The sequence below is a fragment of the Chryseobacterium amylolyticum genome (genome assembly GCF_051011775.1).
In the GTDB taxonomy this organism is placed as follows: Bacteria; Bacteroidota; Bacteroidia; order Flavobacteriales; family Weeksellaceae; genus Chryseobacterium.
On record NZ_JBPCHX010000003.1, the window covers coordinates 86,675 to 113,506 of the forward strand.

Annotated in this window: 31 protein-coding genes; 5 read left to right on the plus strand and 26 right to left on the minus strand. The window is 37.2% G+C overall.

The features are described 5' to 3' along the window. Nucleotides 1-3: 3 nt before the first annotated feature. From ACR1PO_RS09080 to ACR1PO_RS09145, 14 genes are all read right to left on the minus strand, one after another. A complete protein-coding gene (locus ACR1PO_RS09080; protein ID WP_433986557.1) occupies nucleotides 4-945 on the minus strand; it encodes an ADP-ribosylglycohydrolase family protein in 942 nt (313 codons plus the stop codon). Continuing rightward, complete coding sequence (locus tag ACR1PO_RS09085; protein WP_332389000.1) at nucleotides 945-1,631, minus strand: SIR2 family NAD-dependent protein deacylase; 687 nt, start codon at nucleotides 1,629-1,631, stop codon at nucleotides 945-947. The genes ACR1PO_RS09080 and ACR1PO_RS09085 overlap by 1 nt, the downstream gene beginning before the upstream one ends. Beyond that, a complete protein-coding gene (locus tag ACR1PO_RS09090) occupies nucleotides 1,628-2,212 on the minus strand; it encodes an SMI1/KNR4 family protein (RefSeq protein ID WP_433986558.1) in 585 nt (194 codons plus the stop codon). Before ACR1PO_RS09090 ends, ACR1PO_RS09085 begins: the two co-directional genes overlap by 4 nt. Nucleotides 2,213-2,224: 12 nt before the next feature. Continuing rightward, nucleotides 2,225-2,857 carry a DUF4291 domain-containing protein gene (locus tag ACR1PO_RS09095; RefSeq protein ID WP_433986559.1) on the minus strand — a complete coding sequence of 211 codons (633 nt, stop codon included), beginning with the start codon at nucleotides 2,855-2,857 and terminating at the stop codon, nucleotides 2,225-2,227. Continuing rightward, nucleotides 2,854-4,086, minus strand: a complete 1,233-nt coding sequence (locus tag ACR1PO_RS09100) for a TIGR02452 family protein (RefSeq protein WP_433986560.1) — start codon at nucleotides 4,084-4,086, stop codon at nucleotides 2,854-2,856. Before ACR1PO_RS09100 ends, ACR1PO_RS09095 begins: the two co-directional genes overlap by 4 nt. Nucleotides 4,087-4,103: 17 nt before the next feature. Beyond that, on the minus strand, nucleotides 4,104-4,697 hold the full coding sequence (locus tag ACR1PO_RS09105; RefSeq protein ID WP_433986561.1) for a DUF4291 domain-containing protein: 594 nt from the start codon (nucleotides 4,695-4,697) through the stop codon (nucleotides 4,104-4,106). 11 nt (nucleotides 4,698-4,708) lie between these two features. Next, nucleotides 4,709-5,179: a macro domain-containing protein gene (locus tag ACR1PO_RS09110; RefSeq protein WP_433986562.1), complete on the minus strand. Its 471-nt coding sequence runs from the start codon at nucleotides 5,177-5,179 to the stop codon at nucleotides 4,709-4,711. Between the two features lie 94 nt (nucleotides 5,180-5,273). Further along, entirely contained in the window at nucleotides 5,274-6,344 is a 1,071-nt protein-coding gene (locus ACR1PO_RS09115; protein ID WP_433986563.1) for an adenylosuccinate synthetase, read from the minus strand. A gap of 64 nt (nucleotides 6,345-6,408) precedes the next feature. Continuing rightward, a complete protein-coding gene (locus tag ACR1PO_RS09120) occupies nucleotides 6,409-7,263 on the minus strand; it encodes a hypothetical protein (RefSeq protein WP_433986564.1) in 855 nt (284 codons plus the stop codon). A gap of 2 nt (nucleotides 7,264-7,265) precedes the next feature. Then, the gene (locus ACR1PO_RS09125; protein WP_332388789.1) at nucleotides 7,266-7,601 is read right to left on the minus strand and encodes a hypothetical protein; all 336 of its coding nucleotides are present in this window, start codon (nucleotides 7,599-7,601) and stop codon (nucleotides 7,266-7,268) included. 186 nt (nucleotides 7,602-7,787) lie between these two features. Further along, the gene (locus ACR1PO_RS09130) at nucleotides 7,788-8,060 is read right to left on the minus strand and encodes a hypothetical protein (protein ID WP_433986565.1); all 273 of its coding nucleotides are present in this window, start codon (nucleotides 8,058-8,060) and stop codon (nucleotides 7,788-7,790) included. Between the two features lie 2 nt (nucleotides 8,061-8,062). Further along, nucleotides 8,063-8,611: a 2OG-Fe(II) oxygenase gene (locus ACR1PO_RS09135; protein ID WP_433986566.1), complete on the minus strand. Its 549-nt coding sequence runs from the start codon at nucleotides 8,609-8,611 to the stop codon at nucleotides 8,063-8,065. A 28-nt stretch (nucleotides 8,612-8,639) separates the two neighbouring features. Then, entirely contained in the window at nucleotides 8,640-9,182 is a 543-nt protein-coding gene (ybiA, locus tag ACR1PO_RS09140; protein ID WP_433986567.1) for a riboflavin biosynthesis intermediates N-glycosidase, read from the minus strand. A gap of 316 nt (nucleotides 9,183-9,498) precedes the next feature. Beyond that, a complete protein-coding gene (locus ACR1PO_RS09145; protein ID WP_332388784.1) occupies nucleotides 9,499-10,194 on the minus strand; it encodes an NUDIX hydrolase in 696 nt (231 codons plus the stop codon). Nucleotides 10,195-10,318: 124 nt separating this feature from the next. Here ACR1PO_RS09145 and ACR1PO_RS09150 point away from each other — a divergent pair, with 124 nt between their 5' ends. Beyond that, nucleotides 10,319-10,963, plus strand: coding sequence for a DUF1579 domain-containing protein (locus ACR1PO_RS09150; RefSeq protein ID WP_433986568.1), 645 nt, complete (start codon nucleotides 10,319-10,321; stop codon nucleotides 10,961-10,963). Nucleotides 10,964-11,010: 47 nt separating this feature from the next. Here ACR1PO_RS09150 and lepA read toward each other — a convergent pair whose 3' ends face one another. From lepA to ACR1PO_RS09175, 5 genes are all read right to left on the minus strand, one after another. Continuing rightward, the gene (gene lepA / locus ACR1PO_RS09155) at nucleotides 11,011-12,807 is read right to left on the minus strand and encodes a translation elongation factor 4 (RefSeq protein WP_433986569.1); all 1,797 of its coding nucleotides are present in this window, start codon (nucleotides 12,805-12,807) and stop codon (nucleotides 11,011-11,013) included. A 124-nt stretch (nucleotides 12,808-12,931) separates the two neighbouring features. Further along, nucleotides 12,932-13,951: a hypothetical protein gene (locus ACR1PO_RS09160; RefSeq protein ID WP_433986570.1), complete on the minus strand. Its 1,020-nt coding sequence runs from the start codon at nucleotides 13,949-13,951 to the stop codon at nucleotides 12,932-12,934. A gap of 102 nt (nucleotides 13,952-14,053) precedes the next feature. Next, a complete protein-coding gene (locus tag ACR1PO_RS09165) occupies nucleotides 14,054-14,566 on the minus strand; it encodes a hypothetical protein (RefSeq protein WP_002982012.1) in 513 nt (170 codons plus the stop codon). Between the two features lie 6 nt (nucleotides 14,567-14,572). Beyond that, entirely contained in the window at nucleotides 14,573-15,115 is a 543-nt protein-coding gene (locus tag ACR1PO_RS09170; protein ID WP_433986571.1) for a hypothetical protein, read from the minus strand. Between the two features lie 17 nt (nucleotides 15,116-15,132). Continuing rightward, nucleotides 15,133-15,684 carry an RNA polymerase sigma factor gene (locus ACR1PO_RS09175; RefSeq protein WP_002982020.1) on the minus strand — a complete coding sequence of 184 codons (552 nt, stop codon included), beginning with the start codon at nucleotides 15,682-15,684 and terminating at the stop codon, nucleotides 15,133-15,135. A gap of 182 nt (nucleotides 15,685-15,866) precedes the next feature. Here ACR1PO_RS09175 and ACR1PO_RS09180 point away from each other — a divergent pair, with 182 nt between their 5' ends. The 4 genes from ACR1PO_RS09180 (at nucleotide 15,867) to porW (ending at nucleotide 20,419) form a co-directional block, all read left to right on the plus strand. Next, nucleotides 15,867-16,616 (plus strand): Rossmann-like and DUF2520 domain-containing protein, encoded by a 750-nt coding sequence (locus tag ACR1PO_RS09180; protein WP_332388777.1) that lies wholly within the window; start codon nucleotides 15,867-15,869, stop codon nucleotides 16,614-16,616. Then, on the plus strand, nucleotides 16,606-17,124 hold the full coding sequence (locus ACR1PO_RS09185) for a KdsC family phosphatase (protein WP_034694018.1): 519 nt from the start codon (nucleotides 16,606-16,608) through the stop codon (nucleotides 17,122-17,124). Before ACR1PO_RS09180 ends, ACR1PO_RS09185 begins: the two co-directional genes overlap by 11 nt. 8 nt (nucleotides 17,125-17,132) lie before the next feature. Further along, nucleotides 17,133-17,696, plus strand: a complete 564-nt coding sequence (locus ACR1PO_RS09190; protein ID WP_433986572.1) for a Maf family protein — start codon at nucleotides 17,133-17,135, stop codon at nucleotides 17,694-17,696. Between the two features lie 149 nt (nucleotides 17,697-17,845). After that, complete coding sequence (porW, locus tag ACR1PO_RS09195) at nucleotides 17,846-20,419, plus strand: type IX secretion system periplasmic lipoprotein PorW/SprE (RefSeq protein ID WP_433986573.1); 2,574 nt, start codon at nucleotides 17,846-17,848, stop codon at nucleotides 20,417-20,419. Between the two features lie 17 nt (nucleotides 20,420-20,436). Here porW and tsaB read toward each other — a convergent pair whose 3' ends face one another. The 7 genes from tsaB to rnr form a co-directional block, all read right to left on the minus strand. Next, nucleotides 20,437-21,117, minus strand: coding sequence for a tRNA (adenosine(37)-N6)-threonylcarbamoyltransferase complex dimerization subunit type 1 TsaB (tsaB, locus tag ACR1PO_RS09200; RefSeq protein WP_433986574.1), 681 nt, complete (start codon nucleotides 21,115-21,117; stop codon nucleotides 20,437-20,439). Nucleotides 21,118-21,198: 81 nt separating this feature from the next. Continuing rightward, nucleotides 21,199-21,948 (minus strand): SDR family NAD(P)-dependent oxidoreductase, encoded by a 750-nt coding sequence (locus ACR1PO_RS09205; RefSeq protein ID WP_433986575.1) that lies wholly within the window; start codon nucleotides 21,946-21,948, stop codon nucleotides 21,199-21,201. Nucleotides 21,949-21,960: 12 nt separating this feature from the next. After that, complete coding sequence (locus tag ACR1PO_RS09210) at nucleotides 21,961-22,356, minus strand: tautomerase family protein (RefSeq protein WP_433986576.1); 396 nt, start codon at nucleotides 22,354-22,356, stop codon at nucleotides 21,961-21,963. A 41-nt stretch (nucleotides 22,357-22,397) separates the two neighbouring features. Beyond that, nucleotides 22,398-22,769 carry a YraN family protein gene (locus tag ACR1PO_RS09215; protein WP_433986577.1) on the minus strand — a complete coding sequence of 124 codons (372 nt, stop codon included), beginning with the start codon at nucleotides 22,767-22,769 and terminating at the stop codon, nucleotides 22,398-22,400. A 42-nt stretch (nucleotides 22,770-22,811) separates the two neighbouring features. Next, nucleotides 22,812-23,741 (minus strand): S66 peptidase family protein, encoded by a 930-nt coding sequence (locus ACR1PO_RS09220; protein WP_433986578.1) that lies wholly within the window; start codon nucleotides 23,739-23,741, stop codon nucleotides 22,812-22,814. Then, a complete protein-coding gene (locus ACR1PO_RS09225; RefSeq protein WP_002982035.1) occupies nucleotides 23,738-24,424 on the minus strand; it encodes a LysE family translocator in 687 nt (228 codons plus the stop codon). The genes ACR1PO_RS09220 and ACR1PO_RS09225 overlap by 4 nt, the downstream gene beginning before the upstream one ends. 234 nt (nucleotides 24,425-24,658) lie before the next feature. Continuing rightward, nucleotides 24,659-26,812: a ribonuclease R gene (gene rnr / locus ACR1PO_RS09230; RefSeq protein ID WP_433986579.1), complete on the minus strand. Its 2,154-nt coding sequence runs from the start codon at nucleotides 26,810-26,812 to the stop codon at nucleotides 24,659-24,661. Nucleotides 26,813-26,832 lie beyond the last annotated feature (20 nt).

The window sequence follows — 26,832 nt, forward strand, 5'->3', positions numbered from 1 at the left end:
ATTTTAATTCATTAACTTTTGGTGTAATTTCTCACACAGCTTCTCAATATCGTCCTTTCTCACCAGCTCAGCAATCCATTCTTCAGGAATATTTTCATATCCATAATAAATTCCGGCAATTCCTCCGGTAATGGCTCCTGTGGTATCGGTGTCTTCTCCGAGATTAACCGCTTTTAGAACGGCTTCAGGATAGCTTTCTGAGTTGAGAAAACACCATAGAGAAGCTTCCAGGGTGTGAAGGACATAGCCGCCACTCCTGATTTCATCTTCAGCATATCCGGAAATATCATTTTTTAAAACCCTATTGAAAAGTTCAATTTCTTTTGGGTTAAAACCTTGCTCTTCAGCGTATTTCAGAGTGATATTTTGTGTTTGTTCATATGCTTCTCTTTTATTCTTCCCTTTCAGCAGCTGAACGGCAAAAATGACATAAATGAAACAGGCAAAAACAGAACGGAAATGCCCGTGAGTAATTGCTGAAACCTCTTTTACCGTCAGATAGAGCTTCTGAATATCATCTTCTTTTTCAAGATAAAAAGCAAGGGGAAGAATTCTCATCAAAGAGCCATTTCCGTTGTCTTCTTCAAAAATATTTCCTGAAAACTTCGCACTTTCACCTTTAATTAATCTCGCCAGGGAATGTCTTGTTGTTCCCCCAATGTCAAAAAGCCTTCCATGAGCAGTCCAGTGCCCATATTTGTTCCATTTCACAAAGCTCTGTCCTATTTTTTCCAGATCATATCCTTTGGAAAGTTCATCAGCAAGGCAAAGTGTAAGAGAGCTGTCATCACTCCAGGTTCCTTTGGGCTGATTCCAGGACATATATTCCAGCATTTTTGTTACCGGAAAACGTTTTAAATCTTCTCTACTTTTAAATTCCACCGGAACACCAAGGGCATCACCGATGCACACGCCCATAATTCCTGCTTTTACTTTATTTTCCATCAGGCAAGGTTGACCAGTTTATCAAACAACAATTTCATTCCTTTAGTTGCCGGCTCTTTCATGACTACGGCTCTCTGTCCGTAGCCAAATCCTGTTTCATTAGGATTGATCACGATCAGAAGACAGTCATCCTTGATATCATGAATCAGTCCGGCTGCCGGATATACCTGCAGAGAAGTTCCTATTACGAGCAAAATATCCGAATCTTTAACAATTTCCCGTGCAGTCTGATACAAAGGAACATCTTCTCCGAACCAGACGATGAAAGGTCTTAACTGTGCCCCATCTTCGGCTTTATCCCCAATTTTAATATCATCTTTTTGTTCATAAACCAGGTTTTTATTGTTGCATGAGCATGATTTGAACAGTTCTCCATGGATATGAAGAATATTGGTAGATCCTGCTCTTTCATGAAGATCATCAATATTCTGGGTAATAATCTGAACCTCAAAATATTTTTCCAGTTCTGCCAGTAATTGATGAGCCTCGTTGGGCTGTACTTCATGCAGCTGGCGTCTTCTCTGGTTGTAAAATTCCAGAACCAGCGCTCTGTCTTTTCTCCATCCTTCCGGACTTGCCACATCCGTTACATTATGATTTTCCCAGAGACCGTCTCCGTCTCTGAAGGTTTTTATTCCGCTTTCGGCACTGATTCCGGCGCCGCTTAATATGGTTAGTTTTTTCATTGGTTTTTAATTTTTTCTTTTACATTCTGAAAAATAATAATGATCAAAATGATTATAAAAACAGGAATTAATATTATCCATACAAGAATATCCTTTATTCCTATTTTTTCTTTTATTCTAAATTTTTCTTTCGTTTTGTAGTTGATAAAATCTACAAAATTTTCTTTATTTATAAGCTCCTTTTCATATCCCCTCCAGTCAAAATTTGTGATAAAATCTCCAAAAACATACAAATCAGGAGATTTAGGATCGGATAAATCGAAAAAATAAAAGGTTTCAAAATCCTGCCCAACCAGAGGTTCATACTCAATATGATGCTGGAAACAAAAAAGACATTCAGTACTCAACAGATTCCTTTCTTTTAAAGCCTTTTTCAGTTGCTTCTGATATTTTTCCAGCTTTGTAATATTATATTCCACAGGAAAAACATTTGATCTTTTCCCTGCTTTCTGAAGATAATAAATATAGTTTTCAGGAAACTGCAGATTTAATTCTTTCTGAAGAAAAGCAATTTCTTCATTGGTCAGTCCTATGTTAGGGTCTTCAGGTTGATCTACAAATCTGAAATTATATTTTTTCACTTTAAAATTCTTTTATCTTAAATTGAGTTTTTTATTTAAAACTTCATCAAATAATAATGGTTTTTCTTCAGGAACAATCAGATTATCCAAATCATCATTTAAAACGAACTGGTATTGTTCTTTCACAAAATCTGAAATATTTTCAATTAAAATAATATCGTCTTTGGCAAAAGATCGGGTAAATTCATTTCGTAAACCTATTTGGATTGCTCTTCGTTCAAGTTTATTTCCAAATGGGTCATGATCCGGATCCCACTGGAGCCTTACTGAGGATTCTTTCACCTGATCCTGCCATTCTTCTCTTGAGATTCCAAGTTTTTTATTGTAAGAAGAATATACTGCATTTTCCAGATATTTTCTGAATGCATCTTTTTTCAAATGAATTGCAAGAACACACTCCTGATCTTCTTTTCTTCCCCAGCCATTGCGATACATCATCCAAAGAAAATTAGGTTTTATCCAGGTCATTCTTTCAAAACTGAAACCTCCACCAAAAAATTGGTTTTTAACGGCAAATTCTCCTATCTCGTTTCTATAGGATTGATATACTACAATTTTTTCATCATCATATTGAGCCATGATATGATACCCTTGTTGAGGCCATTCCAGAAGCTGTTCTTTATATTTTTTTAGTTTAATTTTCATTGGATTTCTTCAAACGGTTTCAGCATTTCTTCTTTCCTGGTAAGCACTGCAAAAACCACTCTTTTAAATTTATTTTTATATTTCCCCTGAAGATGCTTTTTAAACAATCCTGCAATTTCTTTTGGATCGTTTTTAAATACGCCACAGCCCCAGGCTCCTAAAATTAATACCTCATTTCCTTCGTGCAAGGCAAGGGAAAGCATTTTATCCATCCGGAGATTCATTACATCAAGTATTTCATGAGCCTTTTCCGGTTCCTGGCGCTTTACCACGCCTGTATTAACAGCCGGAGAAGTAATAAAATTGCACAGAACGGGCTTATCCAGTAATTCTCCCTTATCTTTTCGGAACACCGGAACTTTAGGACTGTAAATCATTGTATCCGTATAAAAACAGGATTCCATTGCCCGGTGAATCGTGTAATAGTCCCATGCCTGAAGGAGACTTTCATATAGTCCGGAAGTTCTTGCCAGGCTTTCTTCCTGAGCTTCCGCTCCGTTGATAAATCCACCTCCAGGATTTTTTGCCGAAGCAAAGTTCAGACACATGAGTTTTTCCTGGTTTTCTTCTTCAGCCAATTCTAAAATTGCTTTTAAAGAACTGCAGTTTCTTGTTTCAAACTGTGTTTCGAAAGTATTTTCCGGCATTGAGGATTCTGCCATTTCTGAAAGCTGTTCCGGAGTGAAAAGAACCGTTTCTTTTTTACTGATTTCCAGTTCGTTTTCTATATTTATTTTCTCGTTATGTTCGTTGATATAATATTTTCTGGCAAGGATATCTAAGGTATCTTTTGCCATTCCTTTATTGGTCATAGTTAGTTTTTTTATGTTTAACATCAGCTCTTCCAGTCCAGTATTTCCGGCTTTCTTAAAATCATCTCCTATAAATACTTTGGTTACCTTGATATCTCCTACAATCGCCTCATTAAAGCTTTTCAGCTCTTCAGAAGGGACCCATAATTCATTATGGTTCCTGGCTCCAACATTCTGTGCAGGATAATGATCCGCGACTTCTTCCAACACCTCAAACCTGGTTACAAAACCGAGATAGTTTCCGGTTTCGTCTCTGGTATTCCATTTTTCAGCAATCTCAGAAGCATACTCTTCATTAAGAACAGGATAAAAAACAGGCTGCCATTCCAGTCTTGGAGGAAATTTTTTAAATCCGCTTTCCATAATCAATATCATTTCTTTTTCTCCTACCGGTCTGTATAATGTTGTTGTTTTCATGATGTTTTCTTTTTTTATTACACTGAAGCTCCAATTCTGTGAGCCAGTTCTTCTGACAGAGGATAGTTTTTTTCTACAGGCAGCAGTTTCTTTGCTTTGTCAAATTCTCCCGATTTGGTAAGATTCAGGATTTTCTTAACCAAAGGAGTATAATTCTCTATTTTTACAATCCATTCTTCATTGAATTCCTCAATCAGCGACCGGCTGATCCCGACCTGAATGGAGCGGTAATTCAGTTTTGTCCCTTTAATATTCCTTTCAGGATCCCACTGCACATAAATCTCTGCATTTTCAAAATCTTTTTCCCAATTTCTAGGATCGGGATAGACTCTTTTTTCTGGTGAAGTAAGAATCGCTTTGCCCAAAGCCTTTTCCCAGGCTTCTCTTTTAATATGTATTGCCAGAGTACATTCCTGATTAGATTTCTGTCCATAGTTACTGCGTTCCATCATCCAGAGAAAAGAAGGCTTTATCCAGGTCATCCTGTTGAACGAAAACGGAGGAGTAAATTTCTGATGCTCCACAGCTGATTGTGCAATGGCTTTATTATAAGCCTGGTAAACGATGAGAGTATCATTTTTATAGTCTGCTCTTATTTCAAATTCTTTCATTGCTTGTTAATTTATTCAAAATCATATACATACACCTCCACATTCTTTTCAAGCAGTGCTCTTTCAATAATAGGTTCTATCTCTTCCCATTTTCCTCCTGCCAGTCCACATCCGATTCTCGGCATATGCACCGAAGCTTTTTGTAGGATAGCTTCATGCGCGAGTTTTAATAAACACTCTTCTACAGCATCATATCTGATAGGTGGAACTTCTGAATGAGTGATAATTTTATGCTGAGCAATCATATTGCATACCCAGATATCATTCTCTGTCTGAACGATCTGGATTTCTCCAAGATTAAAATTTTTATTGTTTCTAAACCACTCTCTGTATTCTTTTTCCGGTTGTTTCCATCTTTTGGAAATGGCAGTGACAAATCCCTTTCCCCAGCCTCCTATATCATTGCAGATATGAGCAATTATTATATTTCCTTCGGCATTGGGACGGGTAGCATCTCCTTTTATATATTGTATTATTTTCATGGTTATTATTTCTCAATCATTAATCATTTTCTATTCTATCATTCAATATAAAACTAATGCTTTTTTTATCTTATTCCTGAGTTCCTTTTTGAAATTAAAAAATCTGTTTAAAATCTTTTGAATACGGAGAATAAGATCCATACACAGCGTCAAATTCTATATCGAGATTTTCCACTTTAAATTCTTCATCAATCTGATCCAGACAGGTAATGACAAGGTTCTTTTTAACCGGAAATACATAAGCTCCATCCAGTTTTAAGGCATAATCCAGAAGTTTATAATCTATTTCTCCTGTTCTCAGCTCCTTCTGATACTCATTAAATGTACAGGTTTCCTCTTCATTGTTTCTCAGTTTCATTTCTTTTTCATTGCTCATCCAGCCGTTTCCATGGCGGGTTGAATAAATTCTGGTCACATAATACATTTCAATGTCTTCAATTTTCAAAAGCCTGCAGATTTCACAGGCATTCTTTGAAGTGGTATGCGCATAGGTCACATTGGGAAAAATGCCATGATCCATATCGAGTAAAATACCCTGGCTTCCTTCAAAAATAAGATGATTGAATGAAGCCAACCAGGTATAATCATTTATTCTCCAATCAATACAGTCAATAGCTTCTAAAAAAGGGTCTAAAAGTTCACTAATTTCGTTTTCATCTATAAAGCCATAATAATAGGCAATTCCTTTCAGCTTTTCCATCAGCATCTCTCTGGGCGCAATCAGGTCTGCAGCAAATAGTTTATAAGGGCTTTCGTGTCTTTTCATCGTGGCTCCTATTCCTTTTCCACAGGTTCCGTGTTCCAGGTTTCTCGCATTATTTCTGTTCTGCCAGACATCAAATGGAGTCGTAACTTTCGCCAGTGGATGAATATGGACCTCAATATTTCCATTCTTTGCTTTTAATTCTTCTCTTTCATTGAGCAGAAAAACCGGATGGATGGTACAATGCTCCGTGAAGTAAGAAGGTAATCCGCGAAGAGATCCACTCCCAAAACTGGAATGCACATGCTTTCTATGATCAATCATTACAGTATGAGCAGCCTGCTGACCGCCTGAAAACCGAACTACAACAGCCTCCGGATTCTGAGAAGCCAGGAAATCTGTGGTAATTCCTTTTCCTTCATCACCAAAACCAAGTCCTATTACTATTTGTGCCTTTTTCATGACTTTTTATTTTTTTAATATTTTGTCACTGTCATTCTTATTTGCTCATGACATTGACAGTTTTTTAAAGCATTTGAAACTGATCTAAACCTCCTGTTCCCATTGTTCCGAAACTTTGATTTTTAAACTTATCACAGATAATGTTTTTAATAACATTCGGAATTTCCCTGTGATCTGTTATAGATACACAGTTTTGTCCTAATAATTCTTTCCAGTCCCTGTCCGCTCTCAATGCCTGATCGGAATGCAAAACACTGATGTGGTATACTTCATATTTTTTCTTTGCCTCTTCCAGCAGCTCAGAATGGGTATAGGTTTGCTGTCCCTTTCCCATAATTTCCCTGATGGCAGATGCGGAAAGTGTTTTTAAACAAGGTTCATCACCTACAGTAAACAGTAATCCTTTCTGTCCTCTTTTTTCAAAGGCATCTGTTTTCGTATGAAATGCAGCAAAATACCAAGCTAAAAGATAGCTTTCACCGGCGTTTCCTCCTCCACCCGATTCAATATAAGTACGGGTAAGCCACATATCCAGTTCTGCATCACCCGATTCAAACTGGCCAACCTGAAGCGGATAGCCATCACATTCATGATCTCCGATTCCAAGGAACAATAAGGCCGGATCAGGAACGCCTCCCTGGATAATTCCGCCCATCAGCTTAGGCAATCCATCTCTGATCAGTTCATGAGGAATATGTCCCATACTTCCGGTAACATCCAGCCCCAAAATAATCGGAACCGAGTTAGGGTGAACTTCCGAGTCTCTGGATTCCCTGAAAGAAATCCCGTGAGGATTCATGGATTCATGAGCCATTCTTTTGGCATTCTGGGTGAAAATTTCTCCCGCGGATTTTGTTCCGTAACCTGCTTTTCTTGCTCTGTCATAACGAGCCTCTAAATCATATCTTGTACTTCCCATGACTATAATGTTTTTCCAAATAAATATTCAAATCTTCTCTGGGTTACTTCCAGCTGAATATTCAGATTTCTGATTGTTAATGATAATTCCATGTCTTTCTGAACAAATGCTTCCGGATTGAAATCCACAAAAGTCAGACTGTTTCTGTCCAAAGGACTGATATCAATAAGCCCTTCCTGTTCACGCTCGAGTCTTTTAATTTTAAGTTCGATATCTTCGACGCTGCGTCTGTAGATCAGTTCGGAATCTGCTCCGATGATCCTTGCCCGGTCTTCTCTGATCTGATCATTATTTCTTTGTAATGATCCGATAAATCTGGGTTTTAATTCATCTTCCATAATCAAATATTTTTATTTGTGTTTGTATTACGCAAAAAATAGAAGGCATAGTTTTATATTTTTATTTTTCCTAAATCAAAGCATGCCTTAATGTTCTTCAAGGTTCCACTTTTCCTTCTCTCATCAGAATTGAAATCAATACCTAAAAAATGAGTGCACATTGTCATGCCATATTGATCTCTTTCTTTATCCGTTTGAAATCCTCCAATTGTTTTCCAGTTTTCCGCCTGGCAATTGAATGTATTTACAGAATATCTTGGTTTCTCGCCTATATGAAAGTATAGTCACATTAGAGGTCTTATCTTTTAAAAATTCCATCATTAAGGTATCTGTTCCAGTAAAATCTCCAATCAGAAATTCGCATTCTGACAGATTACATTCCTTTATAGGTTCTATATAAAACCGATGAAAATTATCCCAGGATATATTTCCATTTCCAAAAACATATATTTTTTTCATGATCATTTTTTCAGGTACATTACATCTGTTCTCAACACATATTTCTGCCCGCTGATCAAAGTCTTTCCTTCGTGTCTCAGGGGATGATAAAAAATAAGGGCTGATCCTTTCTTTGGAACTACAGTAAATAAGTTCTCAAATTCTGTTTCTCCTCCTTCAAAATCATCATTCAGATAGATCATAAAGGTGTAAAAGCTTTTTTCATTTTCATTCCGGATATAACTTCCATCCCTGTGCATTTTAAACTGCTGTCCGGGCGCATATTTATAAATCCTGAGCATTTCATTAAAGTTAAGGACCTGGTATCCATCCTGTTCCTGAGGCAAAAACTCTACAGCCTTGTTAAAAAGCTCCTCAGCAATTGTTGTATCAAAGATCATCAATCGGTCATTATTTCTGATTCCTTTATTCATCTGCTGGCGGCCGAATACATTGATTTTTGCTTCTTCAAACACTTTTTCCAGTGAAAGACTGATATAATGATCACATTCTGCTTCGGTCAGAAAATCTTCAATCAGAAATATCTGTGGGTGTAATTCTATTTTTTCCATAATTAATATTTTGTGCCTGGTTATGTTTTTACCTTCTTAATTCATCCCTTACTTCCATCAAAGCAAATCCTAACAGGTTTTCTCCGTTCCATAGTAAAGGATTTTCTGCTCTGTGATCTGTTTCCAGCATTCCGATTCCCCAGATTCTGTCATAAGGACTCGCTTCTACCAAAACTTTGTCCCCGGTTGACAAAAGAAAGTCTTTAAATTTCTGATTTTGAGAGAATTTCAAAAGATTTCCCTGCGTTACAATTTCAAATTTATGTTTGTCCCACTGTTTAGGATCAAAGTTTTTTACTTTTCTGCCTAAAGCTTTTGCCTGGTTAGGGGTATTTGCTTTTAAAATCCCCTCTTCGGTTTCATGATCATTAAATAATCTGGCCTTTCCTGCCATCATATAATGTTCTGCCGTTTTATAAATGATCCCGTTTTCTTCAAAATTTCCGGGAAACCACTGACTGAAACATGATTTGGTAACGGCATCTTTTGCCGTGTGGCCCCAGAAAAAGAGTAATTTTATCTTTTCTTTTTTCTGAAAGCGTTCTTTTATATTCTGCAAATTGTATTTCATGATTGCGTTATTTTTACACAAATTTAAAGCAATATCATTTCCCTTTCCAAATTTATTTGTGTTAAATTTACGCTAATAATTGTAACCAATTGATTTACAGAGATAAAAATTTATTTTATAAAACATAAATTTGTATCACAAATGGTACCATCTTTAAGATGTTTAGGCTAAAGCCGATCGAATTGATCATAAAAAAACGGGCTAAAGCCCGTTCCTGTTGAATGTTTTCAATTGATATTTATACTGTGGCTTCAAAAATGTCATAAATATGAGTGGATATTTTTGCAAAACATTCGTGAAATTTGTGTTTAAAAATCTATTTAATTTCAAAATAAAACCCCTGTTCTTCAAGCTCTTTATACTTTTCCTTATTGAAAGTAAAAAGTTTTCCAGGTCTTCCGCTGCCTTCTTTTTTAACGTTATTGGTTTCATTAAGCAGCCCGTAGCTCATAATTTTTTTACGAAAGTTTCTTCTGTCGATTTCCTGTCCTATAATGGTTTTATAAAGGTTTTCAAGATCTGAAAAAGGGAATTCTTCGTTGAGAAGATTGAATCCGATCGGCTGATACTGAATTTTTGTACGAAGTCTTTTTAAGGCAGTATCAATGATCGTTTTATGGTCGAAAGCCAATGAAGGAAGCTTATTAATGCTGAACCATTGTGCATCTTCAGCATCAGAGTCTGCGAAAAGCTCATGATAAGATGGGTTCACAAGTCCCAAATAAGCCACAGAAACAACTCTGTTTCTCGGATCCCGGCCCAGATCACCAAATGTATACAGTTGTTCCAGAAAATCGGGTCTTATACCTGCCTCTTCATATAGTTCTCTTTTTACTGCGTCATCCACACTTTCATCATCAAGAACAAGCCCTCCGGGCAGTGCCCATCCTCCTTTAAAAGGTTCAATATTTCTTTTAATCAGAAGGATCTGAAGATCTTTTTTATCAAAATATCCGAAGATGACGGCATCTACAGCCACTTTTATATCCTGTAATTTTTTTGGAGACTCCATAAAATTGATTTGCGTTACGAATACACAAAATTACAATTTATGCGCATAGTAAAAAATAATTAGAGGTATAATAAAAGTTCTTATCTTTAAGTTATCATTCTAACCATCTTAAAACTAAACCATTATGAAAAATTTATTATCTATTCTTGTCGCAGCTTTTTTATTAACGGCTTGTGAGAAAGGAAAAACAACAGCAGCCAATAGTACTGATAAAGCCGATTCCACAGCTGCAAAATCTGAATGGAAACCAGTAGATTCTGCGACAGCCATGAAAGCATGGATGGAGTACTCTACTCCGGGAGAAATGCATAAAATGCTGGCAAAATCCGACGGAATATGGACAGGAGAAACCACCATGTGGATGGAAGACGGAGGAAAGCCTATGATGAGTAAATCTGAGACTACCAATAAAATGATGTATGACGGACGCTATCAGATCAGTAATCACAAAGGAAATTTTATGGGAATGCCTTTTGAAGGAATGAGCATTGTGGGTTATGACAATTCCAAAAAGAAATTTATCAGTTCCTGGATCGACAATATGGGAACCGGCATTATGCATGGTGAAGGAGAATGGAATCCTTCTACAAAATCGGTTGAATTCAAAGGAAAAATGACAGATCCTTCAAGACCCGGAAAAGATTGTGATTTCAGGGAAGTTTTCACTTTTGTAGATGACAATACCCAAAGGCTGGAAATGTACGGCCCGGACTCCAAGACAGGAAAAGAGTACAAAACCATGGAAATAAAATACACCCGTAAGAAATAATCAACAAAAAACCGCTTCATCAGAAGCGGTTTTTATTTTATAATGAATTAATCATTCAGCTTTAATACAGCCATGAACGCTGATTGCGGTACTTCTACCCTACCAATCTGCTTCATTTTCTTCTTACCTTCTTTCTGCTTTTCCAATAACTTACGCTTTCTGGAAATATCTCCACCGTAACATTTTGCGGTAACGTCTTTTCTTAAGGCTTTAATGGTTTCTCTTGCAATTACTTTCGTACCCAAAGCAGCCTGAACAGCAATATCAAACTGTTGTCTCGGGATCAGCTCACGAAGCTTTTCACACATTTTTTTACCAATGTGATACGCATTACTGTCATGAATCAAAGATGAAAGTGCATCTACCATATCACCATTGATCAGGATATCCATTTTTACAAGCTTGGAAGCTCTGAATCCAATTGGATGATAATCGAATGAAGCATATCCTTTAGAGATCGATTTTAACCTGTCATAGAAATCGAAAACAACCTCAGCAAGCGGCATATTGAACACCAATTCCACTCTTTCAGAAGTTAAATAGCTTTGATTAACTATTTCTCCTCTTTTTTCAATACATAAAGTCATTACCGGACCTACGAAATCAGACTTGGTAATGATAGAAGCCTTGATAAACGGTTCTTCCACTCTGTCCATAATAGACGGATCCATCATTTCAGAAGGGTTGTTGATCAGAATCGGAACTTCAGGTTCTTTTTTGGAATATCCAAAATAAGATACGTTCGGTACCGTAGTGATCACATTCATATTAAACTCTCTGTCAAGACGTTCCTGTACGATTTCCATGTGAAGCATTCCCAGGAATCCGCAGCGGAAACCGAAACCAAGAGCGGCAGAACTTTCCGGTTCGAAAACCAGGGAAGCATCATTCAGTCTTAATTTCTCAAGAGAGAACCTCAGCTCTTCAAAGTCCTCAGAATCAATTGGATAAATACCGGCAAATACCATTGGCTTTACTTCCTCAAATCCATCAATCGGAGTAGCTGCAGGTCTGTCAAAAGAAGTGATGGTATCCCCTACTTTTACTTCACGGGCATCTTTGATCCCGGACACCAGGTAACCCACGTCTCCGCAATGGATTGTTTTCTTAGGTACCTGCTTCAGTTTTAATGTTCCTACTTCATCAGCCCCATATTCTTTTCCTGTAGCGAAGAATTTGATCTTTTCATTTTTAGTAATGCTTCCGTTTACTACTTTGAAATACGCTTCAATACCTCTGAAAGGGTTATAAACAGAGTCGAAGATCAAAGCCTGAAGCGGACCATCGGGATCTCCTTCCGGTGCAGGAATTCTTTCAACAATCTGCTCTAAAAGGTTATGAACACCTTCTCCTGTTTTTCCGGAAACTCTCAGTACATCTTCATAGTCGCACCCGATCAGGTTCATGATCTCATCGGTTACTTCCTCAGGATTGGCAGACGGAAGGTCAATTTTATTCAGAATCGGAATGATTGTCAAATCATTTTCCAGTGCCAGATACAGGTTACTGATGGTTTGCGCCTGAATACTCTGTGCAGCATCCACAATCAGAAGTGCTCCTTCACAGGCAGCAATGGAACGGGAAACTTCATAAGAAAAGTCAACGTGTCCCGGTGTATCAATAAGGTTTAAAATATATTTTTCTCCTTTATATTCATAATCCATCTGGATAGCGTGCGACTTAATCGTAATCCCACGTTCTTTCTCCAAATCCATATCATCAAGCGTCTGAGACTGTAGTTCTCTTTGGGTAACGGTATTCGTGTACTCCAACAGACGGTCTGCCAGGGTACTTTTACCATGGTCGATATGGGCGATTATGCAAAAATTTCGTATGTTTTTCATTTAAGAATCTTGTAGTTTGCAAAGATAAGAAAATGCAGGAGAATTTTTCATTCTTAATTCTTTCTTTTAACTGAAACACAGATAACAATAAGAAGAGAGGCAAAACTTTCCCCCTTTTCAAATATTATTTTGTTTTGCCAAAGTCTTCCGGTAACACATAATTTCCGGTAAAAGGATCAAGATAAACTTTGGGTCCTACAGTATTCTTTCTTTTGCCTGATAAACTGACATCAATCACTGCACCAATAACGCCACCAATCAGACCTCCTGCAGCAGCACCAATTGTAACCCCCGTTGTTGCCGTTTCAGGAAATAATTCTGCTTTTGTTACCTCAATAAAAACACCCTTATCATCTTTGAAAATCTCAGTGTAACCCACGGGGATATTTTTGTATGCAATGCCTTTATACACAAAACCATAAAAATGCCTTATTGCCGTTTTTTCTTCTCCTTTTACGGCCTTTGTAACGATTCCTTTATCATTAGTCTGCAAAGTAAATCCGGGTTCAGGATTGTGAGTAAAAAAGCTGTAATAGTCTTTATAAACTCCTTCTTTTAATTCATCTGCTTTCAGAATACTAAGTTTTTCTTTTAATATAGGAACATAGTCTGAAAGCTCGTTTTCTGAAATACTAAGTTCCCAAGGTGTTGCTTTATAGGATTCTTTAAAAAGATCAGTAAGAATTAAAGTTACTTTTCTTGCCAGACTTTGTGCCAGATAAGGAGTTGTTCGTGATGAGACTGTTGCTACAGTATCTTTTCTGTCAATAAAATGATATCCGTCTTCTTTCTTAATAAATGTACTTGCCTTTAATTCAAGCTTTCCGATAGAGTACTTTTCTTTTTTGTCTTCTGAAATATTTAACTTCTCCAACAGAATGACCATATCATTATTTCCTCTTACCGGATTGTATTTATAAAACCAATCCTGTATGTCTTTGCCGGCACCGTTCTCGAAAATAATTTTCACCTCATCCTTATGGTGCATAACCATTCCAATTTCCTGATTTTCCCTTTGATCTATTACCGTAAGACTCTTGATAGAATTTTTGCCATCCTTAATAGATTTTGAAAGATCAATGGTTTCTATTTTCTGCGCTGATGCAAAAACTGACATAAGTAAAAGGAAAAAAAGGTTTCTCATAATTTATGTTATTACTACAGCAAAAATAGGAATTTGAAGCAAAATTAAACGGCTCTCACAGAAATATCTGTAAGAGCCGTCCAACATTAAAAAAATAAACTATTATGGGTTTTGTTTTGGTCCTGAAGCATTATTGTTGTTTCCATGAGGTCTTCTTTCATCCATTTTATCCTTCATCATTTTTTCTGATTGAAACAGCTTCAGAACTTTCTGGCAGGGTATCACCTGCTGCATTTTGTCTGCATATTTTTTTCTGTTATCCAGCAGCTTTTGTCCCACTTCAAAGCTTTGCTGTAATTTGGCCTTAGCTTCCTCATCCGTTAAGGTTTCCGGATCAAAGTTTGAATTGAACTGACTTTTTATCTGTTTCTGGCTATCCAGATATTCGTTATACAATTGTGTAAATTCGGCTTTATCCTCCGGATCAACATTCAGATTATCCATGATCATATTGTTTCTGAATTTCTTCAGAAGTTCTTTTCTCTCTTCAGGAGAAAGGTTATTGATGACTTCCTTTCTTTGTTTAGGATCCATCTTTTTCCAATCATAATCTGTTCTTTGGGCATTTAAACCAAAGCCGTAAATAATCAAAAACGTCAATAATATCTTTTTCATCTTCTTTTAATTATAAATATCCAAATAAACGTCCTGAGTTGAATTACTTGCTAACTCTGCAATTTCAGAATTAGAAAATGAATCCAGATAGTCATTCATTCGTGTTTCTTCTTTTTTATTTACAGTTTTCACCGGTTTTGGTGTGTCTGTTGTTTTTTCAGTTTCCTGGACGCTTTTTGAAGCGTACACATTGTTATTTTTTTGATTTTCAACTGTTTGATTATTATTTTCAACAGAAGTTAAATCAGATTTTAAAGTTTCATAAGCCAACTCACTTTCTGTTTTTGGTTCTCCGTTATTGGCCACATACGTTGTTTTAGAGTTCAGTATTTGTTCCGTGGAATCGTTATCTGAATTGAAAACATAAGTTGCCCCAAAGATCAAAGCCAGTGATGCCGCTGCTGCATACATCCAGTTCAGCTTAAAGACAGGTGCTTTTTTACTTGTCTTTATATCATTCATAACGCTCTCCTGAATATTTTCAAACAAATTTTCAGGGACTGTGTAAATGTTTTTACGTTCTAATTTTTCTATATCGAACTCTTTCATCTTTGTTGGATCAAAAATTATTTTTCGTAATTTTCTTTAATATAATCTTCTATTTTCTGTTTGGCATAATGATAATTCGTTTTCAGAGTCCCTACCGACATATCTACAATCTTTGATATTTCTTCATAGGGCAAATCATCATAATACCGCATCATAAATACCAGTTTCTGCTTCTCGGGCAGGCTCTGTATAGCGTTCTGCAGTAAAATCTGTATTTCTTCAGCATCATCATCTGTATTATCAGCTACGAGATTCTGCATGTGATAATCCGGGTCTTCGTCAGTTTTCTGCATCTTTTTCATTTTGTTGACCTGCTGTAGCGCCTCGTTGGTAGCAATTCTGTACAACCAGGTATACAGCTGGCTATCATTTTTGAACTGATGAAAATTCTGATAAGCTTTAATAAAAGTTTCCTGCAAAGTATCCTGTGCAAGATCTCCGTCCACAATAATTCTTCTTATGTGCCAGTACAATCTGCTTTGATAGGCATCCATCAAGGCACGGACACCTTTATCCTGGGTCCGTGGATTCTGCATCAACGAAATAATTTCCGCGTCCTTAATCTTCATAAGATGCCTTACATTGTTTTGGATTACAAAAATAACTGAAAGTTAAATTAATTATTCAATTTTCAATTTAAATATTAAAAATATTATGAGACACTTACGCAATAAACGTGCCTGTATTGAAGTACATGATTTCCAAAGCTGACTTCCTTTCCCGGCTCGGCTTAAAATCCTATATTTGTTATATGCAAATTGTAATTATCGGTTCCGGAAACGTTGCCTATCATCTGGCAAAGGCTTTCACTTTGAAAAGCATTCCTGTGGCCCAGTTATTTGGGAGGAACGAAAAAGAATTAAGTAAAATTTCCGAAGAATTAAACATTCCCTACTCCACAGATCATCTGGAAAAGGCAGATCTTTATATCATCTGTGTAAGTGATCATTCTGTAGAAGAAGTTTCGAAGATCATACCCGGAAAAGACTTTCTGGTTGCGCATACTTCAGGATCACTTCCTAAAGAAATTCTTGCCGGCGAATACCGGAAATCCAGTTTCTATCCTTTACAGACCTTTTCAAAATCCAAAGAACTGGAATACGAAAAAATTCCGTTTTTTGTAGAGGCTGAAAATGATGAAGACCAGAAAATATTGTTGGATCTTGCTTCAAAAATTTCGGAAAGGGTGATGGAAAGTACTCATGAAAAAAGAAAGTATATTCACCTGACGGCTGTTTTTGCATGCAATTTTGTGAATCATCTTTTTTCAAGGGCCAAGGAAATTTCAGATTCTCAGGAAATTCCGTTTGATTATTTCTTACCATTGATTGATGAAACAGTTCAGAAAATTCATACAATTGAGCCTAAAGAGGCACAAACCGGACCTGCCGTAAGAAATGATGTCAGGATTTTACAGCTGCATGAACAGTTATTAAAGGACGAGAGCCTTGACATTTATAAAACAATGAATCATTCTATTCAGAAAATGTATGAGCTATAAAGAGAAATTAAAAGATATTAAGGCATTTGTATTTGATGTTGACGGTGTTTTCACAGACGGAAGTGTATATCTGCTTCCCGGAGGAAATATGTGCAGGGTAATGAATGTCCTGGACGGCTATGCTGTGGTGAAAGCATTAAAAAACAATTATCTGATTGGTGTTATTACGGGAGGAAATGATGAAATGGTAAAACACAGAATCAACTACCTTGGAATTCAGGATTACTATCCGAAATCTCACAATAAAATAGATGATTTTGAAGACTTTAAGAAAAAATACAATCTTAAAAATGAAGAAATTCTGACGATGGGTGATGATCTTCCGGATATTCATATTATGGAAAGTTCGGCTATTGCTGCGTGCCCTGAAAATGCAGTTCCCGAGGTAAAAGGAATCTCTGATTATATTTCACCTAAAAAAGGAGGAACAGGAGCGGTTCGTGACGTGATAGAACAGGTGATGAAAGTTCAGGGTAACTGGCATGATGATAATACCCAATCTGTATAATTAACGGCATGAAATTACTTTTAGCATCACAATCCCCAAGAAGAAAGGAACTTCTTTCCAGCCTTGGTTTTGAATTTGAGGTTGTCAAAATAGATTGTGAAGAAATACTTCCTCAGCACATTAAAATAGAAGAAGCCGCAGCGTATCTTTCCGATTTAAAAGCGGATGCTTTCAGAAGTCTGGAAGGGGACGAAGTGCTTCTGACTGCTGACACAGTGGTAGCTATTGATAATCAGATTCTAGGCAAGCCTAAAGATGAAGCAGATGCCTTTAAAATGCTCCAGAGCCTTTCAGGAAGAAAGCATCAGGTGTATACAGGAATTACCATCAGAACTGCCAATCAGTCTTTTACGGAAACAGATGTAGCCGATGTAGCTCTGGATGTGCTTACGGATGAAGAAATTAACTATTATGTGCAAAATTACAAGCCTTTCGATAAAGCAGGAAGCTATGGCATCCAGGAATGGCTGGGAATGGCAAAGATCACAAGCCTTACAGGAAGCTTTTATACGATTATGGGACTCCCTACCCACCTCGTTTACAAAATTTTGAAAAAAACCGCTTTGATTTAAAAGATTTTTAGAATTCCGGATATCTGTTAAAGAAGAAATAAAATATTTCCTGCGGAAATATAAATATTATTCATTATAAAATTTTATTATTTTTACAAAATCATCAAACTGCTGATAATAAAAAGCAGATTAGCGAGTTATATTGAATAATGAAAAAGAATATATTATTCCTTTTAGTCATATGCCTTGTTGCTTCCTGTGCTACCAAAACCAAAAAGCCGGAGCAGCGTTCAAGGGTATTGAAAGGATTTTCCACATATTACAATACTCTGTTTAATGCGAAAGATGCATTAAACAGTGAATTTACGGCCAGGGACAAAGGGCACAAGGACAATTTCTATGCTCCTTATATTCCTATTCTGACATACGAGGAACAGCCTTTGGGGAGTGACCTTGGGCAGACTGAAGCTTTTGCAGAAAATTCTATGAAGATGGCCGAAGTAGCCAACAGACCCTCCGGAAGAGGTAATTCGGGAGTTCCGAATATTCCTGGCGGGCCTCCGGGAGGCGGGCCATCAAGACCGGACGGTGAGGAGAGCAAAGGCGCTACCACCCTTGAAATTGCAGAAGCCAAAGCTTTAAAAGCTATTAATAAATATTCGGTAACCAGAAATGGTGAAGAGAAAAACAAGCAGATTTTTGATGCCTATATGATCCTTGCCCAGGCAAGAATTTACCGTGGTAAATCCCTGGAAGCTCTGGATGCGCTCAATTATGTCTTCACACACATGAAAGATGATAAAAGAATTGCACTGGCAAGAATTTATCAGGGGCTTGCTTATGATAAAATCAAAGATTACCACAGAGCACATGAGACTTTTGCCAAACTGAAAGGAGAAGATATAAATAAAAGCTACGCAAAGCTGCTGAGTATTTACTATGCTGAATCTCTGCTTGATGCAGGAAAAAAAGAAGAGGCAGCCAAGGAACTTGACAATGCTTTTGAACTGAATAACAACAGAAAGGTCAAAAGCAGAATCGCTTATCTGAGAGGTCAGGTTTATGAAGAACTGAACCAGAATGATAAGGCAAGAGAAAGCTATGCTGCGGCATACAAATATGCCAATGATTTCGAATTCGAAGTAAAATCCCAGATTGCAATTGCTAAAACCTTTAACGGTAAAGGAGATTATGCCGGGGCAAAAAATTACCTGGAGGGAATCAGTAAAAAAGGAACTTATGGTTCCAGAAAGAATGAATTTTACTATGCCTTAGGTTTGATGGCTAATAAAGCCGGAAAAAAAGATGAAGCAAAGCAATTCTTCAGAAAATCACTGTTTGAGAAGGTTTCTGACCCTCAGATCCGTGGGCTGACTTATTATGAAATAGGAAAAAGCTACCTTGATAAGAATGATTATATAGGGGCAGGAAGCTATTACGATTCTGCACTTGCCGTAATGACTTATGAACCGTCAAAAGTCTTGTTGAAAGACCAATCCGAATACATTAAAAAGATTTCCAAAAACTACTATCTGATCAAAAAGAATGACAGTATTCTTTCTCTGGCAAGGATGGATGATGCCCAGAAGACTGATTATTTCACAAAATATATTGCAAAATTAAAGATTAAAGAAGAAAAAGCAGAACAGGAAAGAAGACGTGCTGAAAGAAGTAAAGGTTTTGATACAGGAGATTACAGCGCCAATTCTATTTTTGCCAACAGTGGTAATTCTTTTGAAGACTTTGGAGTAACTACAAAAGGTTTTTACTTCAGCAATACAGGAACTGTAAGCAAAGGAACCTCTTCATTTAAGCAGATCTGGGGAGACCGTGCTCTTGCCGACAACTGGCGTTCTTCCAAGAAGATGGCCTCTATTGAAGATATGAAAAATGAAGCTCTGGGAGTTACTTCAGCACCTAATCCAAGACGTTTTGAACCTGCTTATTATATTGAACAGATTCCTACCGATCAGGGCAAATTGTCCCAGTTAAAAAAGGACAGGGATACCGCTTCTTTGGGACTTGGTATTATGTATCAGAACTATTTTACCAACACTCCCCTGGCGACTAAAACGCTTTATGACCTTGTAGATGTGAAGCCGGAAGAAAAGGTAATGCTACAGGCATTGTATGAGATTTTTGCCATGAATTATGAAAAAAATCCCCAGGCTTCTGAAAGAGCAAAACAAATTCTGTTAGCTGATTATCCTTATACTTCATATGCTGAGTTTGCAAGAAATCCTAAAAACAAATCATTTGTGAAATCAACTGAGGAAGTTGAAAACGAATATAAAAAGGCATATGCCCTGTTTGAATCGGAAAAGTTTACGGAAAGTAAAGAGGTGATCGATCAGACCATCCAGAAGTTCCCGAAGGATGCACTGGTTCCTAAACTATATCTTTTGAATGCTTTCAATGCTGGAAAATCCAGTGGTAAGGAGGTAATGATTCTGCAGCTTGAACAGATTGCGCTGAACTATTCCAAAACCCCGGAAGGTGTAAGAGCGAAAGAAATGCTGAATTACCTGAAAAGTGATCTAAGCTTCCAGGCAACGGATAATAAAGGAAATACCATCCCTCAGCAGCCTTCAGGAGCTCCCGTACAGCCCAATGCCCAGAATACAGGTATTCCACAAATGAATAACGGGAAAATCCAGAAGCTGGACAGCGATCAGAATCCGAATATGAATAATACGGCTCCACAACAAAATCCCGGGCAGCAAAATCCTAAGAAAACAAACGAAACAAAATCAGGGTCGAAAATCCCGCCAAGACCTCAATAAAATAAAAAAGCGAAGATTTATTCTTCGCTTTTCTTTTTCTTTACTCCATGGAAATCTTTGAGATAAAAAGGCTCAAAGTACGCCATGTCTTCAAATTCTTTATGCTTTATCTTTTCCAGTGTCTTCCTGATCAGATATTGTGCAGAGGGATAAACATCTTCTTTAAAAGCTGCATCCGGAAGATTCAGGATATCTTTTGCTTTTTTAGCCCCATCCCCTACAAACAGGACTTTTTTATCTTTGAATTCTTCAAAAGAAGCTTCATCTAAAATTTTGGCTTCAGTGGCTGACAATTCTTTTCCTGTCTTACCGTCATAAACAGCTGTATAAACCTCCATTCTCCTCGCGTCGATCAAAGGCACTATGAGCTCATAGTTATCGCCTAAAAAAGGCTCTATCATGCTTTCAAGAGAATTTACAGCTACCAGAGGAACTCTAAGCCCGTAACAAAATCCTTTTGCCGAAGCAGCTCCGATTCTTAAGCCGGTGTAGGAGCCCGGTCCCTTTCCTAAAGAAACCGCTTCAATCTCTTTCAGAGAAATACCTGCTCCTTCCAATGCCCATTCAACATAAGTGTGTAAACTTTCAGACTGTTTATAGTTTTCGGAAACTTCTTCACAAAGGCATAACAGCTTCTCATTATCTGAGACTGCTACTGAACAGTTTTTAGATGATGTTTCCAGATATAGAATTTTCATTTTTTTCTTTTAAGCTAAACTGCAAAATTACAAAAAGGCAAACCGCTTTAATGTTCTGCAAATTTACTCCATTATTTTGGACTATTTTCTATAAATTGTTCTCGGTTCTGCCTGGGCACTTGGATAGATGGTCATATCTGAAATGGTAACATGCTTCGGAGCATTCACACAGTAAGCAATTGCGTCTGCAATATCTTCCGCTTTCAATGCTTCATAGCCTGCATACACCGTTGAAGCTTTCTCGCTGTCTCCTTTGAATCTTACCAGGGAAAAATCCGTTTCTACAGCGCCTGGCTGAATGTTGGTTACCTTGATTCCAAATTCAGTAAGCTCCAGCCTCATCCCTTCGGAAATAACATCTACTGCTTTTTTCGTCGCACAGTACACTACTCCATTCGCATAAGTTTGTCTTGCTGCTACGGAACTGACATTTACAATATGACCTAAATTTTTAGTTTTCATGATCGGAATGACCATTTTGGATACATAGAGCAATCCCTTAACATTTCCGTCTATCATAGAATCCCAGTCATCCGTTTTACCAGCCGACAGCGGATCTAATCCGTGCGCATTCCCCGCATTATTGATCAGAACATCAATATCTTTCCAGTTCTCAGGAAGAGAATTGATGGCTGTTTCCACTTCTTCAAGATTTCTTACATCAAACTTTAAACTAAATATTTCGGTAAATTGGGAAAGTTCAGTCTTTACAGATTCCAGCACTTCACTTCTTCTTCCGCAAATAATTATTCTGTTTCCTTGTTTTGCAAGAAGTTCTGCAGTAGCTTTTCCTATACCGGAAGTAGCTCCGGTGATCAATATTGTCTTCATATTTTTTTTCTCTTAAATGATATGCTTTGCCCCCTGTATTCCACCATTTCCAAACGACCAGTCTTCCTGACCGTTATTCTCAGTTAATACAATAATGATATTATTTTTTGTAATTGTAGTTGATGCTTCTATTTTTTCAGCAATAGAAGCATATAACCTTTTTTTCTTTTCAAAATCCCTTCCTTTTCCTGCAGTTATCTGTATAAAGATGATTTCTTTTGTATGAGGGATGTCCAGATAGCTTTGAGGAAATTTAACCTGGTGTGATTCCAATTCTTCTATAACATGAAAATAATCATCGGCCGGGATATTAAATTCATTCATAAGAGCCTGATGTACAGAAATGGAAATCTGATCTTTCTCTTCTTGTTTCAGCGTTTCAGGCAGGCTAATTCTTACAAAGGGCATATGGTAAATTTTAATTATTTATACTCAAAGATAAGACATATCTAATTGGCATCAAACGCCTCAAAGGCGTCTTCAATATGTTCAATTATTAAATTTTTGTTGTCGTCAGGAAGAGCGGAAATAATATCAAACCTTACTTCGTTATCTTTATTAAATTGTTCCAGATAATGATTGGCAGCAGAAACAATAGATCTTATCTTTGTTTTGGTTACAGCTTCCTGTGGGAGCATAAATGCATCAGTAGATCTTGCTTTTACTTCCACGATGATAATCAGATTATCCTTTTCAGCAATAATATCAATTTCAGCTTTCTGAAAACGGAAGTTTCTGACCAGGATTTTATAGCCACACTTCTTGAGATGCTCAACAGCGAGATCCTCTGCCATTTTTCCAAAATCGTTATGGTTTGCCATATTCAGTATTTAAGAGTCTGGAGATAGGAGGGAGGTACCTACTTAAAAATCAATTTTTACTTTATTATCAACCTTTAGCTTAACCTCGCTTCCGATAATTAATGGCTGGTTGTCTTTGATATGTCCATTCGGGAAGGCAAATACCACAGGGAATTTATATTTTGAAATTCTGTCAGAAATCAGCTTGTAAGCAAACTCGTCAAAGCTTTCTTCATAGCTTTTGTTTTCTTTTTCATCTCCCATATTGGTCATACCCCCAACAATGAGTCCTTTAATTTTGTTAAAAACTCCTGCCAGCTCCAGGCTCATGATCATACGGTCAAGGGCATAGAAATTTTCACCAATATCTTCAATAAACAAGATTTTATCCTTAAAATCAAAAGAATATTTGGTCCCCAGAAGGGCATAGATAAGGGCTAAATTGCCTCCAACCAGCTCACCCTTGATATTCCCTTCCTTATTAAACTGATGAGATTCAAGGCTGTATTTGGGCGTTCTCCCTTTCAGGATATCGAAAATAAGATCATAACTTTTATCCGTAACTCCAAAACTGGATGTTTTAATGGTCTGGCCATGGATAGAAGCGAAGCCTTTTTTCAAAAGATAGCTTTGAATTACAGTATTATCGGAATATCCGATATACCATTTCGGGCTTTCTGTAAAGTTTTTCAGTTTCAGATGCTGAATCAGGTGCTGGCATCCATAACCTCCTCTGGAAGCCCATACGGCTTTTATTTCTTTATCATTTAAAGCCCAATTGATATCTTTTATTCTTTCCTTTTCTGTTCCGGCATAATTGTATCCGTTTGAAAATTTAGTGTAAAGATGTTCCCCCGGAACGGGTTCAAAACCTCTACTTTTAATCATTTCAATCCCTTTTTCCAGTTGTGAGGCATCTACGGCACCTGCAGGGGAAATAACAGCTATTTTGTCTCCTTTTTTAAGAGACTTTGGAAAGATCATTTTTTTCATTTTGTTTTTTGATATTTTACTTCTTTCTTTTCTGCTTCCTCCAGCTGTCTGTCAAACTGGTTGAATTTTTTGAAACTCTGAAGGAAAATAAAGAAACTGAAGATAATAAGAATACAGCCAACCACCCGTCTGATCTGGTTGGCTAATTTTTGTGTCAATTTATCGTGAAACTGCTTGGCAAGAAATATCTTCGCAAGGTCTATAGATAGGTAAGTGGCCAGCACTATGCTGATGTATAAAATAAAACTGCTGGTGTCCGGGTATTGATTCCTTACGGAAATTACCGTTACCAGCCAGAAAAGGATAACACCAACGTTGAGAAGATTAAAGAAGAAACCATTGAAAAATGTCTTGATATAATTCTGGCCAATGATCTTTTCTTCACCAGGCATATGCATTTTGGTTTTGGTAACCAGCATCACAATCCCGTAGATGAAAATAAGAATGGAAGTAATTCTGTAAAATCCGGGATGCTTATCTATTAAAGTTACAATATCTGTACTGGCATAGTACGCCGCTACAATGCATAACAAATCTGCTGTGATAACGCCAAGATCCAGTGATAGGGCATGTCTGGGGCCTCTGGAAAAGCTGGTTTCGATTAACAGGAAAAAAATAGGTCCTATGAAAACCAGGCTCAGCATAAATCCTAATATGATGGCAGATAGTACAAGTTCTAGCATTAAGTGGTGTTTTAAAATGAAAAAAAATTCATTTCGTTTAATACAAAGTTAGACTTTATGATTTAATTATTCAATAAAGTTGTGATATATCAAGTGGATTTTAATCAGAGTTTAATATAAAAATTTTAAGAAATAGGAGAGGGAGCATATTAAAAAGCTCTTAATATGAAAAAACAAAAGGCTGATCGTTATTGAACCATCAGCCTTTTTATTTACTGTCTTTGGAGACATTATTTACTTCACAATCTGGAAATCCAGCTGTTTCTGAATCAGATTGGCTTTCACCACTTTGATCTGAACTTCGTCTCCCAACTGGTATTTATTACCATGTCTTACTCCATATACAGCATGTGTTTTGGTGTCAAACATGTACGAATCATCAACAAGATCTCTCAGTTTGATCAGACCTTCCGCTCCGTTTTCCGGAATTTCTACCCAGAATCCGAATTCTGCCACTCCGGAAATCACACCTTTGAAAGTTTCTCCTAAATGTTTTTCCATGAATTTCACCTGCATGTATTTGATAGAATCCCTTTCCGCATCTGCTGCCAGTCTTTCCATGGCACTGCAGTGTTTTGCCTTTTCTTCAAGCTCACCTTTGTTTGGAGATTTTCCTCCATCCAGATAATGCTGAAGAAGACGATGGGCCAATAAATCCGGATAACGACGGATAGGAGAGGTAAAATGGCTGTAATATTCAAAACCTAATCCGTAATGCCCGATAGGTTCTGTAGAATATACCGCTTTACTCATACTTCTCATGGCCAGCGTTTCGATCATGTTTTCTTCACCTTTACCTTTTACATCATGAAGAAGCTTATTCAGGGATTCAGCAACTTTTTTGGTATTGGCAAGATTCATTTTATATCCGAAAGTAGCTACAAAGTCTCTCAGTGATTCCAGTTTTGCAGGGTCCGGATCATCATGAACCCTGTAAATAAATGTATTATTGGTGATTTCACCTTTCCTTGTCAGAGATACAAATTCCGATACTTTTTTGTTGGCTAAAAGCATGAATTCTTCGATCAGGTGATTGGAATCTTTACTTATTTTAAAATAAACCCCAACCGGCTCATTATTTTCATCCAGGTTGAATCTTACTTCACTTCTGTCAAAAGTAATAGCTCCTTTTCTGATACGTTCATTACGCATAATTTTTGCCAGCCTGTCAAGAGTATTGATCTCTTCCGCCAGATCTCCCTGTCCGGTTTCTATACGTTCCTGGGCCTCTTCATAGGTAAATCTTCTGTCTGAGTGGATTACTGTTCTTCCAAACCACTGTTTCTGGATTTCCGCCTGATCATTCAGTTCAAAGACTGCTGAAAAAGTATATTTATCTTCGTTTGGACGCAGGGAACAGACATCGTTGCTCAATACTTCCGGAAGCATTGGTACAACCCTGTCAACAAGATATACCGAAGTAGCTCTCTGATAGGCTTCATCATCAAGAATAGTTCCCGGAACCACATAATGAGATACATCTGCGATATGAACCCCGATTTCCCAATTTCCGTTTTCCAGTTTTCTTATGGATAAGGCATCATCAAAATCCTTGGCATCTTTAGGGTCAATTGTAAAAGTGCATATTTTACGCATATCCCAGCGTTTTGCAACTTCTTCGTCAGTAATACTTCTGTCAATTTTATCTGCATCAGCTTCTACTTCCTGTGGAAATTCATACGGTAAACCATATTCTGCAAGGATAGAGTGGATTTCTGTCTCATGTTCACCCGGAGCACCCAGTACCTGGATAATTTCACCTTCAGGATTTTTATCCCCTGGTTTCCACTCTGTCATTTTTACGATCACCTTATCTCCATCTTCCGCATTATTGAACTTGGTCTTGGGAATAAAGATATCCGTATTGATTGTTTTTTTATCACAAACTACAAACCCGAAATCTTTGTGAGCTACCTTCTGAAATGTCCCTACAAATTCTGTTCTGTTACGTTCCAAAACTTCCAGAACTGAGCCCTCAAGTTTCTTTCCTTTATAATGATAAGTTATAATAAGAACCTTATCTCCCTGCAGTGCATCCTTCACATTTTTGGCATGAATGAAGATATCGTCTTCCATTCCTTCCACACTTACGTAGGCATTTCCGCTTTGGTTAAAGTCAATAATTCCGGTTAGTGTTCCTGCTATTTTCAGGTTAACAATATATTTTCCGCGCTCCACTTCTTTGATCTTTTCAGATGCCTGAAGTTTATGCAGTGCCTGGATAACAAGTTCCCTCTGTCTTGGATTTTTGTAATCTATACCATCAGCGATTTGTTTGTAATTATAAATTTTGGATGAATTTGCATTCATAAAACGGAGGATCAGTCTTCCGATCTCCATCAGTTTTAAATCATTTTTATGACTTATATATTTTCTTTTTTTTGGCATGTTAATTTTCTTTTTTAAAT

What these genes read in the sequence shown, in the direction of transcription:
- ACR1PO_RS09130 (WP_433986565.1), bottom strand. Translation starts at nt 8,060, where the DNA reads ATGAAAAAAATATATGTTTTTGGAAATGGAAATATATCCTGGGATAAT.
- tsaB (WP_433986574.1), bottom strand. Translation starts at nt 21,117, where the DNA reads ATGAAAATTCTATATCTGGAAACATCATCTAAAAACTGTTCAGTAGCA.
- ACR1PO_RS09145 (WP_332388784.1), bottom strand. Translation starts at nt 10,194, where the DNA reads ATGGAGTCTCCAAAAAAATTACAGGATATAAAAGTGGCTGTAGATGCC.
- ACR1PO_RS09100 (WP_433986560.1), bottom strand. Translation starts at nt 4,086, where the DNA reads ATGAAAACAACAACATTATACAGACCGGTAGGAGAAAAAGAAATGATA.
- ACR1PO_RS09110 (WP_433986562.1), bottom strand. Translation starts at nt 5,179, where the DNA reads ATGAAAATAATACAATATATAAAAGGAGATGCTACCCGTCCCAATGCC.
- ACR1PO_RS09170 (WP_433986571.1), bottom strand. Translation starts at nt 15,115, where the DNA reads ATGAAAGAGTTCGATATAGAAAAATTAGAACGTAAAAACATTTACACA.
- ACR1PO_RS09095 (WP_433986559.1), bottom strand. Translation starts at nt 2,857, where the DNA reads ATGAAAATTAAACTAAAAAAATATAAAGAACAGCTTCTGGAATGGCCT.
- porW (WP_433986573.1), top strand. Translation starts at nt 17,846, where the DNA reads ATGAAAAAGAATATATTATTCCTTTTAGTCATATGCCTTGTTGCTTCC.
- ACR1PO_RS09215 (WP_433986577.1), bottom strand. Translation starts at nt 22,769, where the DNA reads ATGGCAAACCATAACGATTTTGGAAAAATGGCAGAGGATCTCGCTGTT.
- ACR1PO_RS09225 (WP_002982035.1), bottom strand. Translation starts at nt 24,424, where the DNA reads ATGCTAGAACTTGTACTATCTGCCATCATATTAGGATTTATGCTGAGC.
- ACR1PO_RS09115 (WP_433986563.1), bottom strand. Translation starts at nt 6,344, where the DNA reads ATGAAAAAGGCACAAATAGTAATAGGACTTGGTTTTGGTGATGAAGGA.
- rnr (WP_433986579.1), bottom strand. Translation starts at nt 26,812, where the DNA reads ATGCCAAAAAAAAGAAAATATATAAGTCATAAAAATGATTTAAAACTG.
- ACR1PO_RS09080 (WP_433986557.1), bottom strand. Translation starts at nt 945, where the DNA reads ATGGAAAATAAAGTAAAAGCAGGAATTATGGGCGTGTGCATCGGTGAT.
- ACR1PO_RS09210 (WP_433986576.1), bottom strand. Translation starts at nt 22,356, where the DNA reads ATGCCCTTTGTAAGAATTAGCCTGCCTGAAACGCTGAAACAAGAAGAG.
- ACR1PO_RS09135 (WP_433986566.1), bottom strand. Translation starts at nt 8,611, where the DNA reads ATGGAAAAAATAGAATTACACCCACAGATATTTCTGATTGAAGATTTT.
- ACR1PO_RS09105 (WP_433986561.1), bottom strand. Translation starts at nt 4,697, where the DNA reads ATGAAAGAATTTGAAATAAGAGCAGACTATAAAAATGATACTCTCATC.
- ACR1PO_RS09120 (WP_433986564.1), bottom strand. Translation starts at nt 7,263, where the DNA reads ATGGGAAGTACAAGATATGATTTAGAGGCTCGTTATGACAGAGCAAGA.
- ACR1PO_RS09175 (WP_002982020.1), bottom strand. Translation starts at nt 15,684, where the DNA reads ATGAAGATTAAGGACGCGGAAATTATTTCGTTGATGCAGAATCCACGG.
- ACR1PO_RS09190 (WP_433986572.1), top strand. Translation starts at nt 17,133, where the DNA reads ATGAAATTACTTTTAGCATCACAATCCCCAAGAAGAAAGGAACTTCTT.
- ACR1PO_RS09205 (WP_433986575.1), bottom strand. Translation starts at nt 21,948, where the DNA reads ATGAAGACAATATTGATCACCGGAGCTACTTCCGGTATAGGAAAAGCT.
- ACR1PO_RS09150 (WP_433986568.1), top strand. Translation starts at nt 10,319, where the DNA reads ATGAAAAATTTATTATCTATTCTTGTCGCAGCTTTTTTATTAACGGCT.
- ACR1PO_RS09180 (WP_332388777.1), top strand. Translation starts at nt 15,867, where the DNA reads ATGCAAATTGTAATTATCGGTTCCGGAAACGTTGCCTATCATCTGGCA.
- ACR1PO_RS09185 (WP_034694018.1), top strand. Translation starts at nt 16,606, where the DNA reads ATGAGCTATAAAGAGAAATTAAAAGATATTAAGGCATTTGTATTTGAT.
- ACR1PO_RS09085 (WP_332389000.1), bottom strand. Translation starts at nt 1,631, where the DNA reads ATGAAAAAACTAACCATATTAAGCGGCGCCGGAATCAGTGCCGAAAGC.
- lepA (WP_433986569.1), bottom strand. Translation starts at nt 12,807, where the DNA reads ATGAAAAACATACGAAATTTTTGCATAATCGCCCATATCGACCATGGT.
- ACR1PO_RS09160 (WP_433986570.1), bottom strand. Translation starts at nt 13,951, where the DNA reads ATGAGAAACCTTTTTTTCCTTTTACTTATGTCAGTTTTTGCATCAGCG.
- ACR1PO_RS09220 (WP_433986578.1), bottom strand. Translation starts at nt 23,741, where the DNA reads ATGAAAAAAATGATCTTTCCAAAGTCTCTTAAAAAAGGAGACAAAATA.
- ACR1PO_RS09165 (WP_002982012.1), bottom strand. Translation starts at nt 14,566, where the DNA reads ATGAAAAAGATATTATTGACGTTTTTGATTATTTACGGCTTTGGTTTA.
- ACR1PO_RS09125 (WP_332388789.1), bottom strand. Translation starts at nt 7,601, where the DNA reads ATGGAAGATGAATTAAAACCCAGATTTATCGGATCATTACAAAGAAAT.
- ybiA (WP_433986567.1), bottom strand. Translation starts at nt 9,182, where the DNA reads ATGAAATACAATTTGCAGAATATAAAAGAACGCTTTCAGAAAAAAGAA.